The 25,465-nt window shown below is 54.8% G+C and carries 23 protein-coding genes; 20 read left to right on the forward strand and 3 right to left on the reverse strand.

What is annotated here, in order from left to right; genetic code table 11:
* Positions 1-161: 161 nt before the first annotated feature.
* The 20 genes from B5F80_RS07630 (at position 162) to B5F80_RS07725 (ending at position 22,729) form a co-directional block, all read left to right on the forward strand.
* Positions 162-935, forward strand: coding sequence for an ABC transporter ATP-binding protein (locus B5F80_RS07630; RefSeq protein WP_087478227.1), 774 nt, complete (start codon positions 162-164; stop codon positions 933-935).
* Positions 936-946: 11 nt separating this feature from the next.
* Positions 947-2,659: an ABC transporter permease subunit gene (locus B5F80_RS07635; protein ID WP_087478228.1), complete on the forward strand. Its 1,713-nt coding sequence runs from the start codon at positions 947-949 to the stop codon at positions 2,657-2,659.
* Between the two features lie 42 nt (positions 2,660-2,701).
* Positions 2,702-3,697: an extracellular solute-binding protein gene (locus tag B5F80_RS07640; protein ID WP_087478229.1), complete on the forward strand. Its 996-nt coding sequence runs from the start codon at positions 2,702-2,704 to the stop codon at positions 3,695-3,697.
* 25 nt (positions 3,698-3,722) lie between these two features.
* Positions 3,723-4,823: a 2-aminoethylphosphonate--pyruvate transaminase gene (phnW, locus tag B5F80_RS07645; protein WP_087478230.1), complete on the forward strand. Its 1,101-nt coding sequence runs from the start codon at positions 3,723-3,725 to the stop codon at positions 4,821-4,823.
* A 4-nt stretch (positions 4,824-4,827) separates the two neighbouring features.
* Positions 4,828-5,610, forward strand: coding sequence for a phosphonoacetaldehyde hydrolase (phnX, locus tag B5F80_RS07650; protein WP_087478231.1), 783 nt, complete (start codon positions 4,828-4,830; stop codon positions 5,608-5,610).
* 237 nt (positions 5,611-5,847) lie between these two features.
* Positions 5,848-9,282 carry a pyruvate carboxylase gene (locus tag B5F80_RS07655; protein ID WP_087478232.1) on the forward strand — a complete coding sequence of 1,145 codons (3,435 nt, stop codon included), beginning with the start codon at positions 5,848-5,850 and terminating at the stop codon, positions 9,280-9,282.
* 221 nt (positions 9,283-9,503) lie between these two features.
* Positions 9,504-10,187 (forward strand): 4Fe-4S dicluster domain-containing protein, encoded by a 684-nt coding sequence (locus B5F80_RS07660; RefSeq protein WP_239386329.1) that lies wholly within the window; start codon positions 9,504-9,506, stop codon positions 10,185-10,187.
* Positions 10,188-10,195: 8 nt separating this feature from the next.
* On the forward strand, positions 10,196-11,806 hold the full coding sequence (locus tag B5F80_RS07665; protein WP_087478233.1) for an FAD-binding protein: 1,611 nt from the start codon (positions 10,196-10,198) through the stop codon (positions 11,804-11,806).
* Positions 11,807-11,831: 25 nt separating this feature from the next.
* On the forward strand, positions 11,832-13,580 hold the full coding sequence (locus tag B5F80_RS07670; RefSeq protein WP_087478234.1) for a radical SAM protein: 1,749 nt from the start codon (positions 11,832-11,834) through the stop codon (positions 13,578-13,580).
* Positions 13,561-14,364, forward strand: coding sequence for a polyphenol oxidase family protein (locus B5F80_RS07675; RefSeq protein ID WP_087478235.1), 804 nt, complete (start codon positions 13,561-13,563; stop codon positions 14,362-14,364). Before B5F80_RS07670 ends, B5F80_RS07675 begins: the two co-directional genes overlap by 20 nt.
* Positions 14,365-14,527: 163 nt before the next feature.
* The gene (locus B5F80_RS07680) at positions 14,528-15,211 is read left to right on the forward strand and encodes a YggS family pyridoxal phosphate-dependent enzyme (RefSeq protein ID WP_087478236.1); all 684 of its coding nucleotides are present in this window, start codon (positions 14,528-14,530) and stop codon (positions 15,209-15,211) included.
* A 12-nt stretch (positions 15,212-15,223) separates the two neighbouring features.
* A complete protein-coding gene (gene sepF, locus B5F80_RS07685; protein ID WP_087478237.1) occupies positions 15,224-15,709 on the forward strand; it encodes a cell division protein SepF in 486 nt (161 codons plus the stop codon).
* 19 nt (positions 15,710-15,728) lie between these two features.
* On the forward strand, positions 15,729-16,514 hold the full coding sequence (locus B5F80_RS07690; protein ID WP_087478238.1) for a YlmH/Sll1252 family protein: 786 nt from the start codon (positions 15,729-15,731) through the stop codon (positions 16,512-16,514).
* Between the two features lie 45 nt (positions 16,515-16,559).
* Entirely contained in the window at positions 16,560-17,078 is a 519-nt protein-coding gene (locus B5F80_RS07695) for a DivIVA domain-containing protein (RefSeq protein WP_198947432.1), read from the forward strand.
* A gap of 84 nt (positions 17,079-17,162) precedes the next feature.
* Complete coding sequence (locus tag B5F80_RS07700; protein ID WP_087478240.1) at positions 17,163-17,555, forward strand: hypothetical protein; 393 nt, start codon at positions 17,163-17,165, stop codon at positions 17,553-17,555.
* Entirely contained in the window at positions 17,552-18,364 is an 813-nt protein-coding gene (locus tag B5F80_RS07705; protein WP_087478241.1) for a Cof-type HAD-IIB family hydrolase, read from the forward strand. Before B5F80_RS07700 ends, B5F80_RS07705 begins: the two co-directional genes overlap by 4 nt.
* A gap of 14 nt (positions 18,365-18,378) precedes the next feature.
* Positions 18,379-19,281 carry an RNase adapter RapZ gene (gene rapZ, locus B5F80_RS07710; RefSeq protein ID WP_087478242.1) on the forward strand — a complete coding sequence of 301 codons (903 nt, stop codon included), beginning with the start codon at positions 18,379-18,381 and terminating at the stop codon, positions 19,279-19,281.
* A 15-nt stretch (positions 19,282-19,296) separates the two neighbouring features.
* Positions 19,297-20,655 carry a YvcK family protein gene (locus B5F80_RS07715; protein WP_087478243.1) on the forward strand — a complete coding sequence of 453 codons (1,359 nt, stop codon included), beginning with the start codon at positions 19,297-19,299 and terminating at the stop codon, positions 20,653-20,655.
* Positions 20,656-20,669: 14 nt separating this feature from the next.
* Complete coding sequence (gene whiA / locus B5F80_RS07720) at positions 20,670-21,587, forward strand: DNA-binding protein WhiA (RefSeq protein WP_087478244.1); 918 nt, start codon at positions 20,670-20,672, stop codon at positions 21,585-21,587.
* An 8-nt stretch (positions 21,588-21,595) separates the two neighbouring features.
* Entirely contained in the window at positions 21,596-22,729 is a 1,134-nt protein-coding gene (locus B5F80_RS07725; RefSeq protein WP_087478245.1) for a hypothetical protein, read from the forward strand.
* 67 nt (positions 22,730-22,796) lie between these two features.
* Here B5F80_RS07725 and B5F80_RS07730 read toward each other — a convergent pair whose 3' ends face one another.
* Genes B5F80_RS07730 through B5F80_RS07740 form a run of 3 tightly spaced genes read right to left on the reverse strand, consistent with a single transcriptional unit; the run spans position 22,797 to position 25,028 of the window.
* Positions 22,797-23,576: a basic amino acid ABC transporter substrate-binding protein gene (locus tag B5F80_RS07730; RefSeq protein WP_087478246.1), complete on the reverse strand. Its 780-nt coding sequence runs from the start codon at positions 23,574-23,576 to the stop codon at positions 22,797-22,799.
* Positions 23,577-23,601: 25 nt separating this feature from the next.
* A complete protein-coding gene (locus B5F80_RS07735) occupies positions 23,602-24,237 on the reverse strand; it encodes an HAD family hydrolase (protein WP_087478247.1) in 636 nt (211 codons plus the stop codon).
* 5 nt (positions 24,238-24,242) lie between these two features.
* On the reverse strand, positions 24,243-25,028 hold the full coding sequence (locus B5F80_RS07740) for a basic amino acid ABC transporter substrate-binding protein (RefSeq protein WP_087478248.1): 786 nt from the start codon (positions 25,026-25,028) through the stop codon (positions 24,243-24,245).
* Positions 25,029-25,465 lie beyond the last annotated feature (437 nt).

Here is a 25,465-nt window from a genome sequence, read left to right on the forward strand (position 1 = left end):
GTCTTTTTTCTGCATTTTATAGGCTATCGTTATAAAGCAATAAGTTAATGTTATTTGCTTTTATTTTCCATATTTTACCTAAAAATTACGATATATAAATATAATCTTTGCAAAGGGGACGTATACTGCAACAAGAATGTTGAAAAAGGAGGACATCCCCTATGCTGGAGTTAAGGCATATTGTTAAAAAGTATGATGAAAAAGTGATTCTTAACGATATTTCCCTGACCGTAGAAGACGGCGAAATTATTTCTATCTTAGGCCCGTCCGGCGGCGGCAAGACGACGCTGCTGAACGTCATTTTGGGAATTACGCCGCTCAGCGGCGGCCAGCTTATGTATAACGGCGAAGATTTAAGCCGCGTTCCCATGCAGAAACGGGGCTTCAACATTGTATTTCAGGATTACGCGCTGTTTCCCAATCTGACAGCCTATCAGAATATTGTATACGGACTGCGCAATAAGCCGGGAATCGCCACGAAGGACGAAGTGGCGGATCTCATTCGGCTCCTCGATTTGCAGGATCACGTAGATAAACGCATTGGACAGCTTTCGGGCGGCCAAAAGCAGCGCGTCGCGTTAGCCAGGACGTTGGTCATGAAGCCGAAGATTCTCCTGCTCGACGAACCGCTCAGCGCGCTGGACGGCGTTATTAAGGAATCCATTAAAGAACGCATCCGCACCATTGCCAAGCAGTATCATCTGACGACGATTATCGTAACCCACGACCCGGAAGAGGCCCTTACCTTGTCTCATCGGGTGCTTATTTTGAACGGCGGCAAAATCGCCCAGTTCGATACGCCGGACAACATTATCCATGCTCCGAAGGACGATTTCATCAAAAAGTTTATCTTGTCGCAGCTGCAAATCAAGCGCGACAACATTTACAAGCTGTTTGAACCCGGCGCGATGCCTGCGGCGCGGCAGGCGCAGTAAAGGAGAAGGTCATGGAAAAAGAACGAATAGAGTTAAAGTTTATATTCGGGCTTATATGCGTCGTCTTTTTAGGCGCCGTTTGCTGTCCCTTGGCTATCTTGCTCAGCAAGTCCTTCTTGCAGGCTTCCGGCGGCGTCGGATTGGAAAATTATCTGGCCGTGCTGAACAATGAGGAATTTTTACTGTCCCTGCGCAACAGCTTTGCCGTATCGGGGTTAGAAGCTCTTATTACAGTCGTACTGGCCTTTGTACTGGCTTATGGGCTTCATTATACGAAGCTGCCGGACCGCTTTAAATCTGTCGTGCAGATACTCATCATCCTTCCCATGTTTCTGCCGACCTTAACCTATGGGTTTGCCGTCATTTATTCCTTGGGCAAACAGGGGTTAATTACTCAGATTATCGGGCACCAGCTCTTTTCCATTTATGGATTTTGGGGATTGCTCATTTCCTACGTTATCTACACGCTGCCGCCAGCCTTTGTTTTGCTGTACAACGCCTTTAAGTACGTAGACAAACATTTCATCATCGTATCGCAGATTATGGGCGACAGCCCGCTGCGCACGTTCTATATTACGAGCGTGCGTCCTATGATTGGGACGATTGCTGCGGCCTTTATTTTGTCTTTCTTCTTGTCCTTTACCGACTTTGGTATTCCCGCGTCCATCGGCGGGCAGTACACTGTCGTGGCAACGCAGCTGTACATGGTCATGATGGGCGCCGTGCCTGATTTCCAGTCCGGCTCGGCTATAGCTGTTATCATGCTGATTCCGTCCATCGTTGCCGTGTGGCTCCTGCGGTTTACAGAACGCTTCAACTTCCGCTACAACAAGATCAGTACCTTTGAGCTGGCCGACGATAAAGTGCGCGACGGCTTCTTCGCTGCCGTTTATGTCATCGTTATCGCTGCGATCTTCTCTATTTTTGCCATCATGTTTATCGTGCCGTTCATTAAGAGCTGGCCCTATCAGATCGTCTTTACGACGGAAACACTGCAGCGTATTTTGAGCGACCGGTCTATTGAAACGGTGTATACGAACTCCGTCATGGTAGCCGCCGCTACAGCCGTCATCGGCACGGTCCTGGCCTACATGGCCGCCTTGGTCAACGCCCGTTCCCAGCTTCCCGGCGTCTGCAAGATGCTCATGGACGCCTGCGCCATGGTGACGAATACCGTTCCCGGCATGGTCCTCGGCGTGGCATTCTTGTTTGCCTTTACGGGCTCGCCGATTCAGAACACCTTCATCATCATTATCCTGCTGAACTCGGTTCGCGAGTTTACGACACCGTATCTCATGATTCAGGCGTCTCTGTCTAAAATCAACATGTCGTGGGAAACGACGGGGGCTCTGATGGGCGATTCGTGGCTGAAGACGATTTTCCGGGTCATCATTCCCAACACGATGTCGACGGTGTTCCAGATGCTCAGCTATATCTTCATTCAGGCTATGGTCACGATCAGCGCCATTATCTTCGTCACCGGCGCCCGCACGATGGTCATGACGACGAAGATCACCCAGGCCCAGTATTTTGAAAAATACGACGAAGTATTCGTGTTGTCCCTGCTCATTTTCCTGACGAATATCATCGTCAAGGTCATCTTCGATTATCTGTCGAGCCATGACGATATCGTGCTCCATGTCAAGCAGAAATTCCAAAGCATTTTCGGCAAAGAGGCCAAACGGCAGAACGCCGGCCTGGAAGATTTGCCGGAACGCATATAAAAATCACAATATGTATCAGCTACTACGAGGAGGATTTACATCATGAAAAAATGGTACAAGTATTTAATCGCCGGATGTTTGGCCGTGACTATGGCCGCCGGATTTGCCGGCTGCGGCAGCAGCGGCGACAGCGCGTCGGCAGACGAACAAGTCGTCATCTATACCAACGCCGACCCGGAAGCGCAGGACGCCTTCAAGCATGCCTTGGACAGCAACGGCTTTGAAGGAAAATATGTCATGCAGGCCTTCGGCACGTCCGAATTAGGCGGTAAGCTCATGGCCGAAGGCACGAATATCGAAGCCGACTTGATTACTATGAGCACCTATTATATCGATTCGGCCCAGAAGGAAAACAAGATGTTCGCAGACTTGACCTTCGACGCCAAGACCTTGCAGGAAACGCCGTCGTATTACAAGCCGACGACAGGCCAGTTCGGCGCCATCTTCGTCAATACGGAAGTATTGCAGAAGGAAAATCTCCCCATGCCGAAATCCATTAAAGACTTGACCAACCCCGTATATAAAGATAAGATTTCCCTGCCTGATATCATGGGCTCGTCTACATCCTGGCTGTTGGCCCAGGCCGTATTTGACGCTTACGGCGAACAGGAAGGCGCAGCTATCTTGAAACAGCTCGAAGCCAATGCCGGCCCGCACATGGAAAAATCCGGTTCCGGCCCCCTCAAAAAAGTTAAGGCCGGCGAAGTGGCCGTCGGCTTCGGTCTCCGTCATCAGGGCCTGATGGAAGAACAGAAAGGCCTGCCCATTAAAGTCGTCGACCCGACGGAAGGCAACTTCTTCCTCACCGAAGGCGTAGCCGTTATCAATAAGGCCGACAGCAAGAAGAAAGAGCTGGCTATGAAGATGGCCGAATGCATCGTCAAGAACAGCCGCCAGGAACTGCTCAAATTCTACCCCATGGCCCTGTATGAAGGCGAAACCGTAGACAAGACCTTCGAACCGGCCTATCCGAAGCAGTATAAGGAAGCGCTGACTGTAGACCTCTTGAAAAAGCATCAGCAGCTCATTAAAGGATAATCGAAGAGAAAGCAGGTAACGAATTATGGATAAAAATAAATATAAATTGCTCACTCCGGGGCCGCTTACGACGACGGAAACGGTAAAAGAAGAAATGCTCGTCGACTTGTGCACCTGGGACGACGACTATAAGAACATGACCCAGGAAATCCGGGCGGAGCTCCTCCGCCTGGCCCATGCGGAATCGGGATACACGACGGTGCTCATGCAGGGCAGCGGCACCTTCGGCGTAGAAGCCGTCTTGTCCAGCGTCATCAAGGATACGGACAAGCTTCTCATCGCCGTAAACGGCGCGTACAGCAAGCGCATGGCGGAAATCTGCCGCTATCACCGCCTTCCCTACGCTGTCGTTGAAACGGCGTACGATACGATTCCCCAGGCGGACGCTATTGAAGAAGCCTTAAAAGCCGACCCGGCCATTACCCATATTTCCATGGTCCACAGCGAGACGACGACGGGCATTCTCAACGATATTGCCGCCGTCGGCGAAGTGGCGAAGAAGTACGGGAAGAAATTCATCGTCGACGCTATGAGCAGCTTCGGCGGTGTCGATATCGACGTGCCGGCTCTGGGGATTATGTACCTCATCAGCAGTGCCAACAAGTGCATCCAGGGCGTGCCGGGCTTCTCCTTCATCATTGCCAAGGAAGCTGATTTGAAGGAAACGAAGGGCACGGCCCGCAGCCTGTCCCTCGACGTATACGCCCAGTGGGAAACGATGGAAAAGGACGGCGGCAAATGGCGCTTCACGTCGCCGACACACGTCGTCGCGGCTTTCCGCAAGGCGCTGGAAGAACTGCGCGCCGAAGGAGGGATTGCGGCCCGTCACGAACGGTACGCCCGCACGAACGCCGCCCTTCGCGAAGGGATGGAAGCCCTGGGCTTTACGGCGTATATCGACAAGGACGTGCAGGGGCCGATCATTACGACCTTCCTGTATCCGGAAACCATGTCTTTCGACTTCCAGGATATGTACGCCTTCCTGAAAGAACGGGGATACGTCATCTATCCGGGCAAGCTGACGGCCCAGGATACGTTCCGCCTGGGCAATATCGGCGAAATTTACGACGAAGACGTACAGAAAATTCTGCAGATTTTCACAGATTATATGAAGGGATTGAAGTAAGACGATGAAAATAGAAGGAATTATCTTTGACTGGGCAGGCACGACGGTCGACTTCGGCTGCATGGCTCCTGTCCGGGCCTTTATGGACAGCTTTGCCGCCAACGGCGTAACCGTTACGGAAGAAGAAACGAGAAAGCCCATGGGGATGCTCAAGCGCGACCACATCCGCACGATGCTGTCCATGGACCGCATCGGCGAAGCCTGGAAAGACGCAAACGGCAGCGCTTGGGCGGAAGAAGACGTAGAAAAAGTTTACAGCCATTTTGAACCGGAGCTGTTGTCGACGCTCGCCAATTATTCGAAGGTAAAGCCCGGCGTCATCGAGACGGTAGCCAAGCTTCGGGCTATGGGGCTGGCCATCGGCTCGACGACGGGATATACGGACGTCATGATGGACATCGTCGTCAAAGCCGCGGCGGACCAGGGCTATGAGCCGGACTGCTGGTTTTCCCCTGATTCGACGGACGGCAAGGGACGCCCGTATCCCTATATGATCTTTAAAAACATGATGAAGCTGGGCCTGTCGGACGTACGCTGCGTCGTCAAGGTCGGCGATACCGTGTCGGATATTAGAGAGGGCAAGGCCGCCGGCGTCTGGTCCGTCGGCATTATCGACGGCAGTTCCGTCATGGGGCTGAACGAAGACCAGTTCAACGCCTTGAGCGAAGAAGAAAAAACTCAGAAGCGTCAGGACGTGCGGGCCGTATTTGAAGGAGCCGGCGCAGACTACGTGATCCAGAATATTACAGAATTACCGGCTGTCGTCGAAGCGATTCAGCATCGGTAACGCCTCTCCCTGCCTGCCGCGCAGCAATGTGCGGCGGGCTTTTTATCATTTTCGGAAGGATTCGGGGATAACTCGGCAGTTCTTATTTTGTATACAGTATTTATTCCGTATATAACGATTCCTTCTCTTGTAATGTTTTCCTATTTTGTTATAATTAAAACTACAGTGAAAAGAAAAGGTAATATACCTATCATTCATTGTTATGTACTGTAAATCATTACTCAGGAGGGTATTTTCATGAGAAAAATTCGTTCGGTTTTAGTGGCCAACCGCGGGGAAATCGCTATCCGCGTATTCCGTGCCTGCAACGAGCTGGGAATCCGCACCGTAGCTATTTACTCCAAAGAAGATTCGCTGTCGCTGCACCGTTTCCGTGCAGACGAATCCTATCTGGTTGGGGAAGGTAAGAAACCGGTAGATGCATATTTAGATATTGAAGATATTATCCGCATTGCCCATGAACACGACGTAGACGCAATCCATCCGGGGTACGGCTTCTTGTCCGAAAACGCCGATTTGGCGAAGCGCTGCGAAGAAGAAGGCATTATTTTCATTGGGCCTAAGGTCGAACATCTCATCATGTTCGGCGATAAAATCAACGCCCGTATTCAGGCTAAAAAAGCGGGCATCCAGTATATTCCCGGCAGCGACGGCCCGGTTATGAATTATGAAGAAGTCGAAAAATTCGCCCGCGAAGAAGGCTTCCCCATCATGCTCAAAGCCGTCAACGGCGGCGGCGGCCGCGGCATGCGCATGGTCAACCGCATGGTTGATTTGCGCGAAGCCTATGACCGGGCAAAGTCAGAAGCTAAATTGGCATTTGGCAACGACGAAATTTATTTGGAAAAGTGCATCGTCAATCCGAAGCACATCGAAGTCCAGATCATGGGCGACGAACACGGCAACGTCATCCACTTGTTCGAACGGGACTGCTCTATCCAGCGCCGTCACCAGAAGGTAGTCGAAATCGCTCCGGCCTTCTCCTTGTCGGAAAAGCTTCGCCATGACATCTGCGCCGCGGCGATCAAGCTCATGAAGAACGTCAACTATGTCAATGCCGGCACAGTCGAATTCCTCGTTACGCCTGATGAAAAATTCTACTTTATCGAAGTTAACCCCCGCGTACAGGTAGAACATACTGTCACGGAAATGATTACGGGTATCGATATTGTGCAGACCCAGATAAAAGTGGCCGAAGGCTATGCGCTGGACAGCAAGGAAATTGCCATTCCGTCGCAGGAATCGATTCATTGCCAAGGTAATGCCATCCAGTGCCGTATTACGACAGAAGACCCGATGAACAACTTTATGCCGGATTCGGGCAAAATTATGGTATACCGCAGCGGCGGCGGCTTCGGCGTCCGTCTCGACAGCGGCAATGCGTATACCGGCGCGATTATTACGCCGTATTATGATTCCCTTCTCGTTAAGGCTACGACATATGCGCTGACCCATGAAGGGGCTGTGCAGAAAATGCTGCGTACGCTGAAAGAATTCCGTATTCGCGGCGTTAAGACGAACATCGGCTTCCTCATCAACGTGCTGAAATCGCCGGAATTCGTGGACGGTTCGTACAATGTCAACTTCATTGACAACCATCCGGAACTGTTTAACCTGCCCGTCGTACAGGACCGCGGCACGAAGCTGCTGAAATACATCGGCGACACGACGATTAACGGCTATGCTGGCACTGGCCATCAGGAAAAACCGGAATTCGAACGATTGGAAATGCCGACAGCTGTAGCAGGTGAGTATCCGGCCGGCACGAAGCAGATTTTCGATTCCATGGGGCCGGAAAAGTTCTCTAAATGGATTCTCGACCAGAAAAAAGTTTTGGTTACGGATACGACGATGCGTGACGCCCATCAGTCCCTGATGGCTACCCGCGTCCGCACCATCGATATGCTCCGCGTTCTCGAAACGGCGTCCAAGAAGCTGCCGCAGTTCTTCTCCTATGAATGCTGGGGCGGCGCGACCTTCGACGTCGCTTACCGCTTCCTCTATGAAGATCCGTGGGAACGCCTCCGCCAGATGCGCGAAAAAGCGCCGAACATTTTGCTCCAGATGCTCATCCGCGGCGCAAACGCCGTAGGCTACACGAGCTATCCGGACAACGTCGTCAAGAACTTCGTCGAACTGTCGGCGAAAAACGGCATCGACGTATTCCGTATTTTCGACAGCCTCAACAGCCTGGACAACATGTACGGCACGATTCAGGCCGTCCGCGAAACGGGCAAGATCGCCGAAGTCGCCTTGTGCTACACCGGCGATATCCTCGACAGCTCCCGCACGAAATACGATTTGGCGTACTACGTCAACATGGCGAAGGAACTGCAGAACGCCGGCGCAAACATCATCGCCATCAAGGATATGGCCGGCCTGCTCAAGCCGGAAGCGGCATACCGCCTCGTTTCGGCTCTGAAAGAAACGGTCGACCTGCCGATCCATCTCCATACGCACGACGGCTCGGGCAACGGCGTCGCGACATTGAGCCGCGCCGTGGCTGCCAACGTCGATATCGTAGACGCAGCTTACTCGTCCTTTGCCGGCGGCACGAGCCAGCCGAGCATGAACACGCTGTACTATGCGTTGAGCGGCACCGACCGCCAGCCCGATCTGGACATCGACGCCATGGAAGAAATGTCCCGCTACTGGGCGACAGTTCGTCCGTACTACAAGGGCGTAGACAAGGCCGAACCGTTCCCCAACACGGAAGTATACCAGCATGAAATGCCTGGCGGACAGTTCTCCAACCTCCGTCAGCAGGCGAAAGCCGTTGGCCTCGGCGAAAAATGGAACGACATCAAGAAGATGTACCACGACGTCAACATGATGTTCGGCGATATCGTCAAGGTAACGCCGTCGTCTAAGGTCGTCGGCGACATGACGCTGTTCATGGTGCAGAACGGCCTGACGGAAAAAGATGTCTACGAAAAGGGCGATATCCTCAACTTCCCGCAGTCCGTTGTAGAATTCTTTGAAGGCCGCTTGGGCATTCCCTATCAGGGCTTCCCGGAAAAATTGCAGAAGATTATCCTCAAGGGCCGCAAGCCGTTGACGGAACGCCCGGGCAAGAGCCTGGCTCCCGTAGACTTTGAAGCCGTCCGCAAGAAGCTGGCCGGCGCAGGCTACAAGCATGAAGACGAAGATATCAACGCATACTGCCAATACGAAAAAGTATTCAAGGATTACAATGAAAACGTCAAGCTGTACGGCGACGTAAGCGTATTGGATACGCCGACCTTCTTCTTCGGCATGAAGAAAAACGAAGAAATCCACGTTGAAATCGAAAAGGGCAAGGATTTGGTCATCACGATGATCAACATCAGCGACCCCGACGAAAGCGGCATGCGTACCATTACGTTTATGTTCAACGGCGTCGAACGTGAAATCCAGGTACAGGATAAGAGCGTCGACATGAAGACCGTGACGAGACGCAAAGCCGACCCGTCTAAGGTAGGCGATATCGGCGCGACCTTGTCCGGCTCCGTCGTCAACGTCCTCGTATCGCCGGGCCAGAAGGTCAAGAAAGGCGACGACCTCGTCGTAACGGAAGCCATGAAGATGGAAACGACCATTACGTCTCCTATCGACGGCACTATCGGCGAAATCTACGTCACCAAGGGCCAGGCCATCATCAGCGGCGACTGCCTCCTGGAAGTATTAGCCTAATAGAATATGTACCTGCTGAACAGGCAGGAAAAAAACGCCAAGCATGCATTCCGTGCTTGGCGTTTCCTTTAGACGGAGTGCCTCTATGGTTGCGGCGTGAAAGCTGCGGCAGGCAGGGGAAAATCGATTTTGTTGCAGGCGGCCGAAGTATGGTATAATGAAACACACCTCATGCCGCAGGAAGCGGCAGAGCTGGTTGCATTAAAAGAAAAGGAGCATATATGACTACGAAACATCATATGGTTACCCTGTATATATTGGGAAAACGATGCACTGTGCCTGATGATTTAACGATCATGCGGGCCATGGAGTACGCCGGCTTCCGCCTCGTGCGGGGCTGCGGATGCCGCAGCGGGTTCTGCGGAGCCTGCGCCGTCGTGTACCGCATTCAGGGCGAGACGAAGCTGTATTCCGCCCTGGCCTGTCAGACGAAGGTAGAAGAGGGGATGTGCGTTGGACGCCTGGAATCCTTTCCCATCAATAAAAAGGATTACGATATCAACAATCTGCCCCTGGCCGGCAACGTCGTAGGGCAGTTTTACCCGGAAATCTACAACTGCATTCATTGCAACGCCTGTACGAAGAGCTGCCCCCAGGGCATCAACGTCATGAAGTACATCGCCCTGGCCCAGCGCGGCGATTACGAAGGCTGCGCCGAAGAATCCTTCCGCTGCGTCGCCTGCGATATCTGCGCCTCCCGTTGTCCGGTAAAGATCAGCCACAGCGCGGTCAGCCTCATGGTCCGCCGCCTGACGGGCCGGTATATCGCGAAAAAAAGCGTCCATCTGGATCAACGGGTTCAGGATATTGAGGCCGGGCTGTACGATGAGGAATTGGAACGTCTTATGCATCTGTCGGATACAGAAATTCACCGGCTGTATGAAGCGCGGGACATGGAAAGGTAGGAGGCGCCATGAAATATACAGAAGAAATGCTGGCGTCGCAGGCCTGCGTAGACGCTACGCGGAACGAGCGCCTGTATGCGGAGCTGCGCCGGTATACGGCTCAGGAAAAGCAGGAGCTGCTGCGGAATTATCATCCCGACTACAGCCGTAAGGATTTTTCTATTTTGATGGTCGGCCCCAACAAAGGCGATAAGGTGCCCCGCGAGCTGGCGGCGGTTCTGGAGGGAAAGAGCCGCCTTCTCGGCGCGGATTTTGACTTGAACCATATCGAGCACGATACGGACGTCCTCATCATCGGAGGCGGGGGAGCCGGAGCCGCGGCGGCTATTGAAGCGCGGCAGCACGGTGCGTCCGTCCTGCTGGCGACGAAGCTGCGTCTCGGCGACGCCAATACGGGCATGGCCGAAGGCGGCATTCAGGCAGCTGACAAGGAAAACGATTCACCGGCGATTCACTACTTGGATGCCTTGGGCGGCGGCCATTTCAAAAATGTGCCGGAGCTGCTGAAATGCCTCGTCATGCAGGGGCCTGCGGCGATTCAGTGGCTGGGCGGCCTGGGCGTCATGTTTGATAAATACGACGACGGCACGATGGTCACGACCCACGGCGGCGGCACGTCGCGCAAGCGGATGCACGCCTGCGGCGATTATACGGGAGCCGAAATCATGCGGGTCCTCCGCGACGAAGTGCGCGACGAAGGCGTAGAGGTACTGGAGTATTCGCCGGCTGTAGAGCTCATTTTAGATGAAGAAGGAAAAGCGGCCGGCGCCGTATTGTATGATTTCGATACGCAGGAATATCATGTCGTCCGGGCGAAAAGCGTCATCATCGCTACGGGCGGCGCAGGAAGGCTGCACTACCAGGGATTTCCCACGTCCAATCACTACGGCTCGACGGCAGACGGGCTGGTGCTGGCCTATCGGGCCGGCGTGCCTCTGGTATACGCCGACGCGATACAGTATCATCCGACGGGAGCCGCTTATCCGCCGCAGATTTACGGCGCCTTGGTGACGGAAAAGGTCCGTTCCCTCGGCGCGATGCTGGTCAACAAGGACGGCGAAGCCTTCCTGCATCCGCTGGAGACACGCGACGTCGTAGCGGCGTCGATTATCCGCGAATGCCTGGCCCGCCATAAAGGCGTCCATGCCCTTCACGGGTCTGCGCTGTGGCTCGATACGCCAATGGTAGATATGATTCACGGCGAAGGGACGATGGAGCGGCGGCTGCCGGCGATGATTCATATGTACGAGCGGTTCGGCATCGATATCCGCAAGCAGCCTATTTTAGTATATCCTACCCTTCATTATCAAAACGGCGGCATCTGCATCGACGAGCGCAGCGCGACGAAGATTCCCGGCCTGTATGCAGCAGGGGAAGACGTCGGCGGCATTCACGGGACGAACCGGCTGATGGGCAACAGCCTCCTCGACATCATCGTCTTCGGGCGCATTGCCGGCAGGGAAGCGGCGGCCTACAGCCGGACGGCGTCTCTGGGGGCGCTGACGGTAGCGCACGTGCAGCACTTTGAAGAAGAGCGGGAGGCGGCCCACGTGAAAAACGGGACGCCGTCGCCGAAGCTGCTGCCGAACTATACCCATAACCGCGGTACGAGAGGATGACGGCGATGAGAGAAAGGAGCATGTCATGAGCTGGCAGATTGAACGGAAATTAGCCGAGCGCCTGGCTGACGAGACGGGATATTACAAGTATCCCTTCGGCACGCGGCGGGCTATGGCCCTTTGCTACCCCAACACGTATGAAGTCGCCATGAGCAACCTGGGAATGCAGATCATTTATCGCGAAGTGAACGAACGGGCCGACTGGCTGTGCGAACGGGCCTTCCTTCCCGATAAAGAATTGGCCGCCTTGTACGCTAAAGAGCGCTCTCCTTTGCTGACCCTGGAAAACGGCCGGCCTCTCTGTGATTTTGAAATCATCGGCTTATCCGTTAGCTTTGAAATGGATTATTTTAATATTCCGGCTATGCTGGAGCAGGGCCGCGTGCCCGTGCTGGCTGCGGATCGGGAGGAAATGGACCCTCTCGTCGTCATGGGCGGCCCCGTAGCGTTTTTTAATCCCGAACCCTTGTCTTCTTTTGTCGACGTCTGTCTGATCGGAGAAGGCGAAGGGCTGATCCATTCTTTTTTAGACGCCTACACGGCGGGCCGCGAGGCTGGGGAAAGCCGGCAGGCGCTGCTGCGGCGGCTGGCGAAGGTGCCCGGCGTATACGTGCCGTCCCTGTATCGTCATGAATACGACGAGGACGGCCGTTTGCGGGCCATCGTTCCGGAAGACGGCGCGCCGGCGTCGGTACGGCGGCAGTGGCGGGAGCTTACCGGGCCGGGAGAAACGGTCGTGGCGACGCCCTATACGGAATTCGGAGCGATGTACCTCATTGAAATCGCCCGCGGCTGCGGCCGGCACTGCCGGTTCTGCATGGCCGGCTACTGTTACCGGCGGCCCCGCGTGCGGCCTTTGGAATACGTGAAGGAAGCCGTGCTGAGGGGCAAGCGCCTGGGCAAGAAAATCGGCCTCATGGGCGCGGCCATATCGGACTATCCCTATATCGACGAGCTCGTCGAATTTATCCGCAGCCAGGGGCTGGCGTTTTCCTGCGCCTCCCTGCGGGCCGATTCGATTACGCCGGCCATCGTTAAGGGGCTGGCCGAAAGCGGCCAAAAGACGATTACCCTGGCGCCGGAAGCGGGCAGCACCCACATGCGCGACATCATCAATAAAGGGATTACGGAAGAGCACCTGCTCCATTCCATCGATTTGGCGACGGCTGCCGGCATCCGCCACGTCCGCATGTACATCATGATTGGCCTTCCTATGGAAACAGACGAGGACATCGAAGGCATCGTGACGATGACCAGGCGCGTGCAGGCCCATATGGCTTCCATCGGCAATAAGGGAAAGATTACTCTGAGCATCAATCCCTTTATTCCCAAGCCGTGCACGCCCTTCCAGTGGATGGCCATGACCGACCAGAAGACCGTCGAAAAACGGCTGTCCTATATAAAGAAGGCCTTGGACAAGGATAAGCAAATCGAAATATTGGCCGAGCCGCTGCGGCAATGCTATATTCAGGGCGTGCTGGCCCGCGGCGACCGGAGAGTCGGCCAATTGCTGGCCCTGGCCCATCAATACGGCGGCGTAAAGGGCTGGAAGCGGGCCGTGAAAGAGCTCCGCTTCGACGTACAGGGTTTCCTGTATACGGAGCGGCCTGTAGACGCCGTATTGCCGTGGAGCGTGCTGGATATGGGTTTAGATGCGAACTACCTGGTGAAAGAGCTGGAGCTGGCTCGCAAGGGCGCGTTTACCATACCGTGCTTCGACGGCTGCCGGCGGTGTCACGTATGCGGAGGCGGCGATGGCGACGGAATGGATTAGCCGCGATGGCCTCGGCTGGGAACAGAGTCGCCTGCTGCGGCAGGCCGGCCTGCGTCACGGCGCGACGGGCCGCTGCGGCGGCGTGAGCCAGGGGGCCTATGAATCGCTGAACCTGTCGTTTCAGACTGGGGACGCTGCGCTGCATGTGCTGGAAAACCGCCGTCGCTTGTGTCAGGCCGTCGGCATGGAGCTAACGAAGCTGACGACGTGCCGCCAGACCGGCGAAGGCCACATCGTCGCCGTCGGCCCTGCCGAAGCCGGCTGTGGCGCCGGCAGCGTCCATACGGAGCTGGCTCATACAGACGCCTTGATGACAAACTGCGCCGGCCTGCCCTTGGCCGTTTTTACTGCAGACAGCGCTCCTGTCATCCTGTTCGATCCGGCCCATCATGCCTGTGCTGTCGGACGGGCCGGCCTGCGGGAAACGACGACGAGGCTGCCTGCGAAAATGGTCCTGGCCATGGAGCTGGTATACGGTTCTATTCCCGCCGACCTGTACGCCTACGTCGGCCCCTGCGCCGGCGCGGGCCATGTCGAAATCAGCGAAGGCTTCGCCCAGGCCGTAGCACGCATGGGGCCTGCCTATGCCTGCTGCATCGGCCGCGGAGCCCGGCGGACGATCGATTTGAAGCAGATTGCGCGGCAGCTGCTGACAGATGCGGGACTTTTGCCGGGCCATATAGATATTTCTCCTTCGTGCGTATACGAGGAGGAGGAACGATTTTTTTCCTACCGGCGGGACTTCGGCCGTACGGGTCGCATGGCGGCCTTCGCTGTTCTGTAAGGGAAGCGGGGACGGCTGACGAAGACGAAGGGACGGAGTGAGAATTTTTTATAAAAATTACTAGCATTTGCAGCGTTAAATATATATAATAGAAACAGTGTAATGTTTTATGAAGTAAGTCATGTACCCTACTGAAACTATGGGCGCTACGGAGGGATTACGCTTGATTAAGGATAATATTGAGGCCGTACGGCAGCGGATTTCCGCAGCCGCCGCCCGCGTCGGGAGAACCGATGCGATTACGCTGGTCGCCGTGACGAAGAACCACCCGGTCGAATTCATGAAAGAAGCGGCCGCAGCCGGTATTACCGACGTAGGTGAAAACCGTGTGCAGGAAGCTCTGCAGAAACAGAAGGAATTTCCCGATAATGGATTGACGTGGCATCTGATCGGTCACTTGCAGACCAATAAGGCCAAGCACGCCGTCGAACACTTTGATTTGATTCATTCCGTCGACTCGGAGCATTTGCTGCGGGCCGTCGACAAGGAAGCCGGAAAGATCGGCAAGGTTCAGGATATTTTGCTGCAGGTCAACGTGGCCCGGGAAGAAACGAAGTTCGGCATGGAAGTGGAAGAGTTTCCCGCCCTGTGCCGATTGGCCGGCGAGCTCCCTAACGTCCGCGTGCGGGGGCTGATGTGCATCGCGCCGAATTTTGAGCAGGTAGAGGACGTTCGTCCCATCTTCCGCATTGCTCGCGCGCTGTACGACGACATGAAGCTCAAATTCCCTGAAGGCCAGGTTCAGTATCTGTCTATGGGCATGACCCATGATTTTGAAATAGCAATTGAAGAAGGCGCGAACGTAGTCCGCGTAGGCACGGCTATCTTCGGCGCGCGTAATTACTAAGGAGGATATGACATGGGATTGAAAGATGTTTGGAATAAGGTTACGAATTCTATTAGCGGAGTAAACGACGAAGACGATTTCGAAACGGATGAATTCGAAGACGAAGAAGACGTTGTGGAAGAACGGCAGAACCGCCGCTCTGTCGCTGCGCCCCATCGTCCTGCCTTAGGATACGGCGCACAGCCGGCGCAGCCCCTGAAAATGATGATCGTCGAACCGGAAACCTTTGACGATTCGCAGAGCATCGCCGATTTCCTGCGGGAACGCAAGCCCGTGGTCATCAACTTCGAATCGACGGCTCCCGACGTGTCGAAGCGCGTCGTAGACTTCATCAGCGGCGCGACGTACGCTCTCGACGGCAACATCCAGAAGGTCGGTAAGGATATTTTCCTGTGTGTCCCGAGCAATGTGACCGTCGACAGAAGCAAGCACGACTACGGCGATTTCAGCGCGGCGCAGCTGGCCTGGAATAACGGCGACGAAACGCCGCAGAAGTAAGACATAACGAGGGATTTTTGTGAAAAACAGAGATAGAATTATTCGGTATTACCAAGGCACGGATAACGGGGAACTGGCGGCCCGGCTGATCGATTTGGCCGACAGCGCCGCCAAGGGCCGTCCCTATGCCGTCAGCGAATTCGTTTCGCCCGGCGCGGTGCAGATCGGCGAAACGATTCAGGCTCATGCGCCGGCGCTGGTACTGCGTACCTTCGGCGGCTATCAAGGGGCGGAACGGGTAAAGCTGGCCTTTGTCAGCGCCGATTACGACGGCCCGGTGGATTTTAACCTGACGGCCTGCCGCGTCAAATGGGATTCCCGCTACCGCCTTCTCAGCCATCGCGACGTGCTGGGCTCCCTCATGGGACTGGGCATTGGCCGCGAACGCTTCGGCGATATCATCATGCAGGACGACGGCGCGGTCATTCTGGCCGATACGGCGCTGCTGCAGTATCTGAAGCAGAACTTCACCAAGGTGGCCATGGTGTCTGTAACGGTCGAAGAAATGCCGCTGAGCGATATTGCGCCGCGGCAGGAAAAGGTAAAGGAAATCAAGACGACTGTAGCGTCCCTGCGGCTGGATGCCGTCGCGTCGTCGGGATTCGGCATTTCCCGTACGAAGGCGGCTGAAGCGATTAAGGGCGACCGCGTGCAGGTAAACTGGCAGCCGGCAAAGGGGCCGTCTCAGGACGTGCAGGAAGGCGACGTCATTTCCCTGCGCGGCAAGGGCCGTATGGAACTGGCGCAGATTACGGGGACGTCCCGCAAGGGGCGCATCGGCGTGCTGCTGAAGCGCTATATGTAAGGCGTATTGGGTTGTAGTAGATCTGGTTCAAGGAGGAATTTCGTCATGCTGACACCAATGGATATTCATAATAAAGAATTCAAACGGGGATTCCGCGGATATAGTGAAGAAGACGTAGACGCTTTTATGGAAAGCATTGCCGCCGACTATGAAAAGGTCTATCGCGAATATTGCGAGCTGAAAGAACGGTGTGACAAGCTGCAGGATAAGCTGACGCAGTATGAAAAGATGGAATCGACGATGAACAGTACCCTGATGCTCGCCCAGCAGACGGCGGAAAACGTCAAAGTTACGGCCCGCAAGGAAGCAGAACTCATCCTGCAGGAAGCGTCGAATAAGAAAAAGCAGATGCTGAACGAAACGACGATGAGCCTGCAGTCTTCGCAGCAGGAATTAGACAAGGTTGTCGCCCAGACCCGGGCGTTCCGTGAAAAGTGCCGGGCTATTTTGACCAGCCAGCTGCGGCTGCTGGACGATATGGCCTTAGACAGCAAAAAAGATGACGACGCAGCGGTTAAGCCGGTGGAAGAACCGCCTGCGGAAGACGCAAAAGCAGAAGAATAATAGGAACGAATATGCTCTCTTTCAGGTATGACGACGCAGTTAGACCCGGCAGGGAGTATATTTATTTTATGGAGGTATGGAAGAATGAAGCGAATTGCCTTGCTGTTCATAGCCGCGGCCGTGCTGCTGACCGGCGGCGCGGGAGCCTATAATCCCTACGCGCCCAATCCCTTTGACGCGATGGAACGAAACTCTTGGGAATATCAGTACGTATACGAGTTGACGAAGGACGGCCTGACCGACGCCGACCTGTCGAAATTTTCGCCGTCCTATCCCCTGACCCGGTTTGAAATGGTGCCCATGGTAGAAGCGGCCCTGCGCAACCGGAATCAGGCGACGGAAGAACAGCAGAAGAAAATAGACCGGCTGGCCGAGGCCTTTGCCGACGATTTGGCTCTGGCCGGCGTATATCCGTCCCAGCTGGCGCCGTCAACGGGCGGTCAGCCCTTCGAGTGGAAGAAAGGAGACGTACAATGAATACGCCGAAATCAGAGATACGAATGATTGCCCTCGATTTGGACGGCACGCTGCTGCGCAGCGATTCTTCCGTATCGCCGCGGACTCTCAGCGCGATTCAGGAAGCTTGCTCGCGCGGCGTCGTCGTGGCCATCGCCACGGGCCGCATGTATGCGACGGCCAGTCCCTACGGCAAGCTGCTGGGCCTGGGAGATATTCCGATGGTGCTCTATGCCGGCGGTCTGATCCAGACGGTCGAATCGAAACGGAAGCTGTTTGAACAGGCCATTGACGTGCAGGACGCGGCGGAATTGCTGGCCCTGACGAAACGAATGGGCTGGCAGATGCAGACCTACATCGACGACGTGCTGCGTGTGGCCGAATACGACGAATGGATTCAGGACTATGAGCGCATTACCCATTGCCGGGCCGTCGTCTGCGGCGACGATTTTTATACGCCCCAGGGAGCGCCCAATAAGCTGCTGAGCCGCGGCGAGCACGATGAGCTGGTACGGCGCAGGGATATCATCGAAGAGGCCATGCCGGGGCGGTTTACTATCTTGTTTTCCGACCCGACGTTTTTGGAAATCATGCCGAAGGGCGTGAATAAGGGCATCGGCCTGCATCGCCTGGGCGAGCTGTTCCAGGTGCCTGTCGAACAGATTATGGCCGTCGGCGATTCGCCGAACGACGTCGATATGCTGAAAGAGGCGGGCTTTGCCGTCGCCATGGACAACGCCTCGCCGGCCGTAAAGGACGTCGTGGACTACGTCACGGCCGGCAACGACGATGACGGCGTCGCCAAGGTGATTGAGAAGTTCGTTTTATAGACAAGGAGGCTCTTATGGACCAATTCCATCTGATCATCGTAACCGGCATGTCTGGCGCCGGAAAAAGCCAGGCCGTACAGGCATTGGAAGATATGGGCTATTTCTGCATTGATAATATTCCTCCCGTCCTCATTCCCAAGTTTGCCGAACTATGCATGAAGGGCGGCGAACGAGTCCGTCACGTGGCCCTCATCGCCGATATACGGGGCGGAGAGTTTTTCGACGCCATGAGCCAGTCGCTGAAAGAATTGAAAGCTCAGGGCGTTTCGTATGAAATCGTATTTATCGAAGCATCGGACCAGACCCTCGTACGCCGCTACAAGGAAACGCGCCGCCTGCACCCGCTGGCGCCGCACAGCCGGCTGAGCCAGGGGATTGCAGAAGAACGGAAGCGTCTGGAATCGCTGCGGAAGCACGCTGATTTCATCATCGATACGACGAATTTGAAGCCGAAGCAGCTTAAAGAACTGCTGGTGAAGAAATACGCCATCAGCGAGGGACGGAAGGGCATGAACGTTACGGTCGTATCCTTCGGATTTAAGCACGGCATGCCCATCGATGCCGACATTGTCGAAGACGTCCGTTTTTTGCCTAATCCCTTTTACATCGAAGAATATCGGAATAAATCAGGCCGCGTTCCTGCCGTTCGCGAGTACGTAGAAAGCTTTCCCATATCGGCGACCTTCAAGGAAAAATGGTTTGACATGATCGATTTCCTGCTGCCCAACTACGAACGGGAGGGAAAGAGCCAGCTGGTCATCGCCGTCGGCTGCACCGGCGGCATGCACCGCAGCGTCTGCATGGCCGAGGCCTTGTACAAGCACTTGAAAGAAACGGGCGTAGACGTATCCATCGAGCATCGGGATCTGTATAAAAACGACGTAGAAGAAGACGCGCCGGGCTACGAAGGAATGTAATGGAGGTGTCGGAGTATGCGCTTTTTTAAATGGCTGCATCCGGGACTGCATATCAAGCGATGGCTGTTTCTTTTCGGCTTGGGAATGATGGCGACCAGCTTCGGCCTGGTCCTGACCTTTAACTACCAATGGCTGGGGCAGGTTGAAGAGTGGATGTTCCGCCTGCTGTACGAAATGACCGGCCATTACAACTATACGGTGCTGGCGACGATCGGCATCCTCGTCATCGTGTCGGGCCTTTTCCTCATGGGATGGGCGACGCGCCGGCTCATCCGGACGATGCTGGGCGTCGTCATGCCCAATGAGTCGGAAAACATCAGCGATTTAATCTTGGCTAATCTGCAGCTGGCCAAGGGGCCGAAGGTCGTCGTCATCGGCGGCGGCACGGGGCTGTCGGTCATGCTGCGAGGGCTGAAGACCAAGACGTATAATCTGACGGCCGTCGTTACTGTAGCCGACGACGGCGGCTCTACGGGCCGCATACGGCAGGATTTGGATATCATCGCTCCCGGCGATTTGCGGAACTGCCTGGTCGCCCTGGCCGATAAGGAAGGGCTGATGGAAAAGCTCTTTGCCCATCGCTTCGGCGGCTCCGGCAATTTGACGGGTCACAGCTTCGGTAATTTATTTATCGCCGCCTTGATCGAAGTTCTCGGCGACGTAGAGGAGGCTATGGATGCGACGAGCAAGGTTTTGAAGGTCCGCGGCAAGGTCATTCCTGCGTCGGCGGAAAAAATACAGCTGAACGCGGAGATGACCGACGGCCGGGTCATTTGCGGCGAATCGCAGATTCCCCACGCCCACGGCAAAATCAAACGGGTGTTTACGACGCCTGAACAGCCTAAGGCGATTCAGTCTGCCATCGAGGCGATTCAGGAAGCCGACGTCATCGTGCTGGGGCCGGGAAGCCTGTATACCAGCATTATGCCGAATCTGTGCGTGCCCGATATAGCGGCGTCCGTACGGGCCAGCAAAGCCAAGAAGATTTATATCTGCAACGTCATGACCCAGCCCGGGGAAACGGACGGCTACACCGTGTCGGATCACGTCAAGGCCATTAACCAGCATGCCGGCCAGGAAATCGTCGATTTCGTCATCGCCAACAGCGGCGATATTGACACGGCTGTGCTGCAGCGGTATGCCGACGCAGGCTCCCAGCCCGTCGTCATAGACAAGCGGCGCGTCGGAGACTTGGGCGCGACGTTGCTGTCCGCCGATTTGGTAAACGCTGAAAAAGGCGGAACCCACGATCCGAAAAAACTGGCGAACGTTCTCTTCGATTTGATCAACGCCTTGCGGACCGACCTGTCGCCGGAGCTGCTCCACTATTATTTGAAGCGGTATGAGTTGAAGCGCAATTTAAGACGCCGCTAGAGGAGGCATACCCTATGTCCTTTGCTGAACAGGTTAAAAATGAGATTGCTCACTGCAAGCCGGAAAACGCCGCCTGCCGCTATGCCGAATTGGCGGCTCTGCTGTGCATGGGCGGGTCCCTGATGCTTGGCTCCCGCGGGCATGTGGGCATCGAATTCAGCACGTCGAACAACGCCGTAGCCCGAAAGGCCCTGAAGATGTGGATGGAATCCTTTGCCGTTCGTCCGGAAGTGCGCGTGCGCCAGGGCCTTCGGCTGCGCAAGAAAAATTATTATATACTGCGCGTTCCGCCGTCCTTTGCCAGCACGAAAACGCTGCAGCAGCTGTCGCTGTTCCCGAAAGACAAGGAATTTTCAGCTATTGATTTGAAAAATCCAGCCTGCCAGCGGGCCTTTCTGCGGGGCGCTTTCATGGGCGGAGGCTCCGTCAACCAGCCTAAGGGAGATTACCATCTGGAGCTTTTGACAGGAAACGAATCCTTTGCCCAGAAGCTGCTTAAAATCATGTGCCGGTTTCACCTGCCGGCCAAGATGACGGACCGCAAGGGCGATTATCTCGTGTATATAAAAGAGGGAAACGGCGTGTCAGCCTTTTTGCAGCTCATTGGGGCTGACCAGGCCTATATGAAATTTGAAAGCGTCCGTATCGTCAAGGAAATGCGCAACAACGTCAACCGCGTCGTCAACTGCGAAACGGCAAATTTGCAGAAAACCGTCGATGCGGCTATACGCCAGCGCAGAGATATCGAAAAGCTTCAGGCTTCGGGCTTGTACCTGCGCCTGACGCCTAAGCTGCAGGAAGCGGCGGAGCTGCGCATGAGTCATCCCGAAGCGTCCATGAGTGAGCTGGCGACGTTGTCGGGATTGACGAAATCAGGCCTTGCCCATCGGTTTCGAAAGATTTCCGATATGGCAAAGCAAATTGAGGAATGAGAGATAGGATGAACGTAAAGAAACTATATCGAGCCGTTGCGGCGGGACTGCTGATGGCCGGTGCCTTGTGGGGTTCTGCAGGCGCGGCCGACCCGGCCGATCCGGCGGTGATGGGGAAAGTCGTGCGCTTTCCCATGAAGCATATTGCAATGAAAGACCCCGTCGACACGGGGACGCTGATTTTTTCCGACAGCCCGGAATATCCGGAGCGGCCGGGGATTTTATACGGCGACAAGGTAAGCGGCGATTGCCGGGTCTATTTTTATCACATGAACCAGAGCTGGGAGACGTGCAATGTCGTCGTCATGGCCTATAACCCGGCGGACGAGCCTGTCGACGCCGTCGTCAAAGGATGCCAGTACGCCCGGCCCAGCTCGTCTATTTACAGCGTCGGGAAGACATTGTCGATGATGTATTATGAAGGCGACGAGACGATCCATACGGTGAGCGTCCCGGCCCATGGGTATGCGCTGCTGGGCGAACGGCTGGACCACGTCGTCATTTGGCGGGGTCAGCTCTTTTCCGGCATTGTCGACGTAGAGCTTCCGTCGCCCATGTATGTGTCGACAATCATGGTGCCGTCGGAAGAAGACCCCATTGCGTTCGTGCAGAAGCAGATATACCTGCCCAGCGATTCCGTTAAGCTGCGCGGTACGTTTACTGGCAAGGATCGGGAGTGGGATGCCTTGTTTTCCTACGCCCCGAAAGACGGTCCGGCCTATATCAAGGTCGGCGGCGAAGACGACCGGTATTTAGTGGGGCGGGACGTCATGGACAACCGCCTGTCTGTCAACGTGGGAAATTACGGCGTTGAATATCGTATCGGACTGCGCACGAAGGGGAAGGGAGACCTGCATTTGTACTTTAATCCCCAGGGCGGTGAATATGCCGGCGTAATGGAAGTCACGTATAATCAGGGAAAAAAGGACGAGGTACGGAAAATCGTCGAGCTTCCTCCCCATGCCCTCAGCATTGGCAAGGAGGACGTGTACAGCATGCAGTATGTCGATACATTCAGGGCCGGAACGGATGTGAACCTTCGGTTTATGCCGCCAGGCGCGGCGAACTTGCCGGTGCGCTTCATCGTAGTGCCTGACGAAGATTTGCGGTCTATTGCCGGAGAAGCGAAGACAGATGCATAAGTAATGTTTACGGATAACAAAAAAACTCCCGAAAGGGAGTTTTTTTGTTGCCTTGCGGCCGTTTCTATTAAAGCGCAGGTTCTGTGCCGAACCATTTTTTGTATAATTTGGCGTACGTGCCGTCGGCTTTCAATTCCTTCAATGCGTTGTTTACCTTTTCACGCAATTCGGGTTTTTCTTTGCTGACGGCCATGGCGACGTTGCGGTCCTTGATCAAATCGCCGACGAGCTTCAGGCTCTTGTCGCCGCCCTGTTTTAAGTAATACATGGCGACAGCGCTGTCGATCGATACGGCGTCGCACGTACCGGCTTCCAGTTCCATCCAGCCCTGGCTGTTCGTGTCGAATTCTTTGACCGTTGCGCCGTGTTCCTTGGCGTAGAAGGCCGCCCGAGAGCCGACCTGGGCGCCGACGGTCTTGCCGGCCAAGCTTTCGTAGCCCGTAATATCCGTGTTGTCCTTGCGGACGACGACGGTATAGCCGCCGCTGAAGTATACGTCGGTAAAATCAACTTGCTTCTTCCGTTCCTCCGTTGCGTCCATGCCGGCGGCGATGAGGTCGATCTGGCCGCTCTTCAAGGCCGGGATCAAGGCGTCGAAGCCGAGATTTTTGACTTCCATCTTGTAGCCGATTTTATCGCTGATAGCCTGGAGGAGGTCGATGTCGAAGCCTACGTCCTTGCCGTCTTCGGTAAATTCAAAAGGCGGGAAGGTCGGTTCCGTGCCGACGATGAGCACTTTTTCTTGGCTGGCGGCGCCTTTATTGTCCGCAGAATCGCTGCCGCAGCCGGTGAAGAGAGACACCGCGGCGACAGAGGCGGCGAGTATGGAAAGATATTTTTTGTTCATGTTGAACACCCCTTACAAAGTAAAATTACGCAAGTTCGCTTAAATCCTGCATGATTTGAACGTGAGGCAGACTGGCAAAGGCGGAAGCGCCGGTCGTGCCCGTCGTCACGGCGGCGAAATCGACGCCGGCGCGAAGGGCCGTTTCGGCGTCGATAAGGCTGTCACCAACGTATAAGATGTCGGACGGCGCGAGATTGAAGCGCCGCTGAATCTGCTGAATCCCTTCGGGAGACGGCTTGGCCTCGCTGACATCTTCCATGCCGATGACGCAGTCGACGAGCGATTCCAGATGTTCCTTTTCAATGGTCTGATTGATGCGCGACCGGGTCTTGGACGACACGATGCAGCAGCGCGCCCCCTTGGCCTTCAAGCGGCGCAGCATAGGCACTGTCTGCGGGTACAAATGCGTATTATCTACCATGTAATAGTCGGAATAGCGGACTTTATACAGGTAGATGAGCTCTTCGATTCGCTCCGGATTCGTTTCGCCCGTCAGCCGGGCCATGGCGTCGTACATCGTCATGCCGATAGTCCGGCAAATGTCTTCGCGCGGAACGGGGCCGTACCCCTCGTCGGCAAACAGCATCTCAAAGCACATGACGATGCCCTGCTCCGAATTTGCCAGCGTATAATCAAAATCAAAAATATACGTCGTATACATAGAGATTATTTATCAGCAGGCGGTTCTACGCCAAACCATTTTTTGTAAATTTGGGCATACGTGCCGTCGGCCTTGATGTCGGCAAGGGCCTTATTGACCTTTTCAAGCTGCTCCGGTTTTTCTTTGCTGATTGCCATGGCCAGTCCGTCGTTGAGAACTTCCGATTCCCCGACGATCTTCAAGTCCTTGTCGCCGCCTTGCTTTAAATAGAACAGGGCGACGGAGGTATTGATGACGACGGCGTCGCAGGTGCCGCTGTTCAATTCCATCCAGCCCTGGCTGTTAGCGTCGTACTGCTTGACCGTTGCTGCACCGTGTTCTGTTGCGATGTCGACAGGCTTCGTGCCGACCTGGGCGCCGACGACCTTGCCCTTCAAGTCGTCAAAGCCGTTGATCGTCGTATTGTCTTTGCGGACGACGACGGAATAGCCGTCAAAGAAATAAGGCGTAGTGAAGGCGACCTGTTTAGCCCGTTCCTCCGTCGCGTCCATGCCGGAAGCGATCATGTCAATTTGGCCGCTCTTCAGGGCCGGGATCAAGGCGTCGAAGCCCATGCTCTTGACTTCCATTTTTACGCCCATCTTATCGCAGAGGGCCTGGGCTAAATCCAAATCGAAGCCGACGTATTTGTCGTTTTCCGTAAATTCAAAAGGCGGGAACGTCGGTTCCATGCCGACAATAAACGTGGCGTTTTCCTTTGCGGCGCCGGCGTTATCCGACGAACCGCAGCCGGCGATACATGCCGTCGCCGTCAAAGCCGCGGCAGCCAACATAAGTTGTTTCTTCATCATGTTACCATCTCCTATTGATGCGACTGTATGTCTATTCATCTGTTGCTTTTATAAATTATACTATATAATGCATGAATTTACCAGAATGAAGAAGAGAAGTTGTAAAATTAAATAGCGCGCTGCATAATATTCTTTATATGGACGAAAGTTAATACACGGCTCCATGGAAATGAGGCAAGAGATGCGTATCTCTTTGTAAAATTCTCTTGACAAAGTAAAGAGATAAAGCTTATAATATAAAAGCCGTTGAGGCAAGCCAGGAATTACGGAAAGTAATCGGTTGGGATTTGTCAAAAGAACTTCAAAAAAAGTGCTTGACAAGCCCGGACGAGTCTGGTAAGATATACAAGTCGTCGCGAGACGGCATGGCCTTTGAAAACTGAACAATGTGATACGAAACAATACGCCAGAGTGCGAGGTCTTAGCAATAAGATTTC

The organism is Megasphaera sp. An286, assembly GCF_002163455.1.
GTDB classification, from domain to species: Bacteria; Bacillota; Negativicutes; order Veillonellales; family Megasphaeraceae; genus Megasphaera; species Megasphaera stantonii.

Excerpts from the sequence above, each read along its gene's own strand:
- B5F80_RS07630 (WP_087478227.1), top strand. The coding sequence starts at position 162 with ATGCTGGAGTTAAGGCATATTGTTAAAAAGTATGATGAAAAAGTGATT.
- B5F80_RS07635 (WP_087478228.1), top strand. The coding sequence starts at position 947 with ATGGAAAAAGAACGAATAGAGTTAAAGTTTATATTCGGGCTTATATGC.
- B5F80_RS07640 (WP_087478229.1), top strand. The coding sequence starts at position 2,702 with ATGAAAAAATGGTACAAGTATTTAATCGCCGGATGTTTGGCCGTGACT.
- phnW (WP_087478230.1), top strand. The coding sequence starts at position 3,723 with ATGGATAAAAATAAATATAAATTGCTCACTCCGGGGCCGCTTACGACG.
- phnX (WP_087478231.1), top strand. The coding sequence starts at position 4,828 with ATGAAAATAGAAGGAATTATCTTTGACTGGGCAGGCACGACGGTCGAC.
- B5F80_RS07655 (WP_087478232.1), top strand. The coding sequence starts at position 5,848 with ATGAGAAAAATTCGTTCGGTTTTAGTGGCCAACCGCGGGGAAATCGCT.
- B5F80_RS07660 (WP_239386329.1), top strand. The coding sequence starts at position 9,504 with ATGACTACGAAACATCATATGGTTACCCTGTATATATTGGGAAAACGA.
- B5F80_RS07665 (WP_087478233.1), top strand. The coding sequence starts at position 10,196 with ATGAAATATACAGAAGAAATGCTGGCGTCGCAGGCCTGCGTAGACGCT.
- B5F80_RS07670 (WP_087478234.1), top strand. The coding sequence starts at position 11,832 with ATGAGCTGGCAGATTGAACGGAAATTAGCCGAGCGCCTGGCTGACGAG.
- B5F80_RS07675 (WP_087478235.1), top strand. The coding sequence starts at position 13,561 with ATGGCGACGGAATGGATTAGCCGCGATGGCCTCGGCTGGGAACAGAGT.
- sepF (WP_087478237.1), top strand. The coding sequence starts at position 15,224 with ATGGGATTGAAAGATGTTTGGAATAAGGTTACGAATTCTATTAGCGGA.
- B5F80_RS07695 (WP_198947432.1), top strand. The coding sequence starts at position 16,560 with ATGCTGACACCAATGGATATTCATAATAAAGAATTCAAACGGGGATTC.
- B5F80_RS07700 (WP_087478240.1), top strand. The coding sequence starts at position 17,163 with ATGAAGCGAATTGCCTTGCTGTTCATAGCCGCGGCCGTGCTGCTGACC.
- B5F80_RS07705 (WP_087478241.1), top strand. The coding sequence starts at position 17,552 with ATGAATACGCCGAAATCAGAGATACGAATGATTGCCCTCGATTTGGAC.
- rapZ (WP_087478242.1), top strand. The coding sequence starts at position 18,379 with ATGGACCAATTCCATCTGATCATCGTAACCGGCATGTCTGGCGCCGGA.
- B5F80_RS07715 (WP_087478243.1), top strand. The coding sequence starts at position 19,297 with ATGCGCTTTTTTAAATGGCTGCATCCGGGACTGCATATCAAGCGATGG.
- whiA (WP_087478244.1), top strand. The coding sequence starts at position 20,670 with ATGTCCTTTGCTGAACAGGTTAAAAATGAGATTGCTCACTGCAAGCCG.
- B5F80_RS07725 (WP_087478245.1), top strand. The coding sequence starts at position 21,596 with ATGAACGTAAAGAAACTATATCGAGCCGTTGCGGCGGGACTGCTGATG.
- B5F80_RS07730 (WP_087478246.1), bottom strand. The coding sequence starts at position 23,576 with ATGAACAAAAAATATCTTTCCATACTCGCCGCCTCTGTCGCCGCGGTG.
- B5F80_RS07735 (WP_087478247.1), bottom strand. The coding sequence starts at position 24,237 with ATGTATACGACGTATATTTTTGATTTTGATTATACGCTGGCAAATTCG.
- B5F80_RS07740 (WP_087478248.1), bottom strand. The coding sequence starts at position 25,028 with ATGATGAAGAAACAACTTATGTTGGCTGCCGCGGCTTTGACGGCGACG.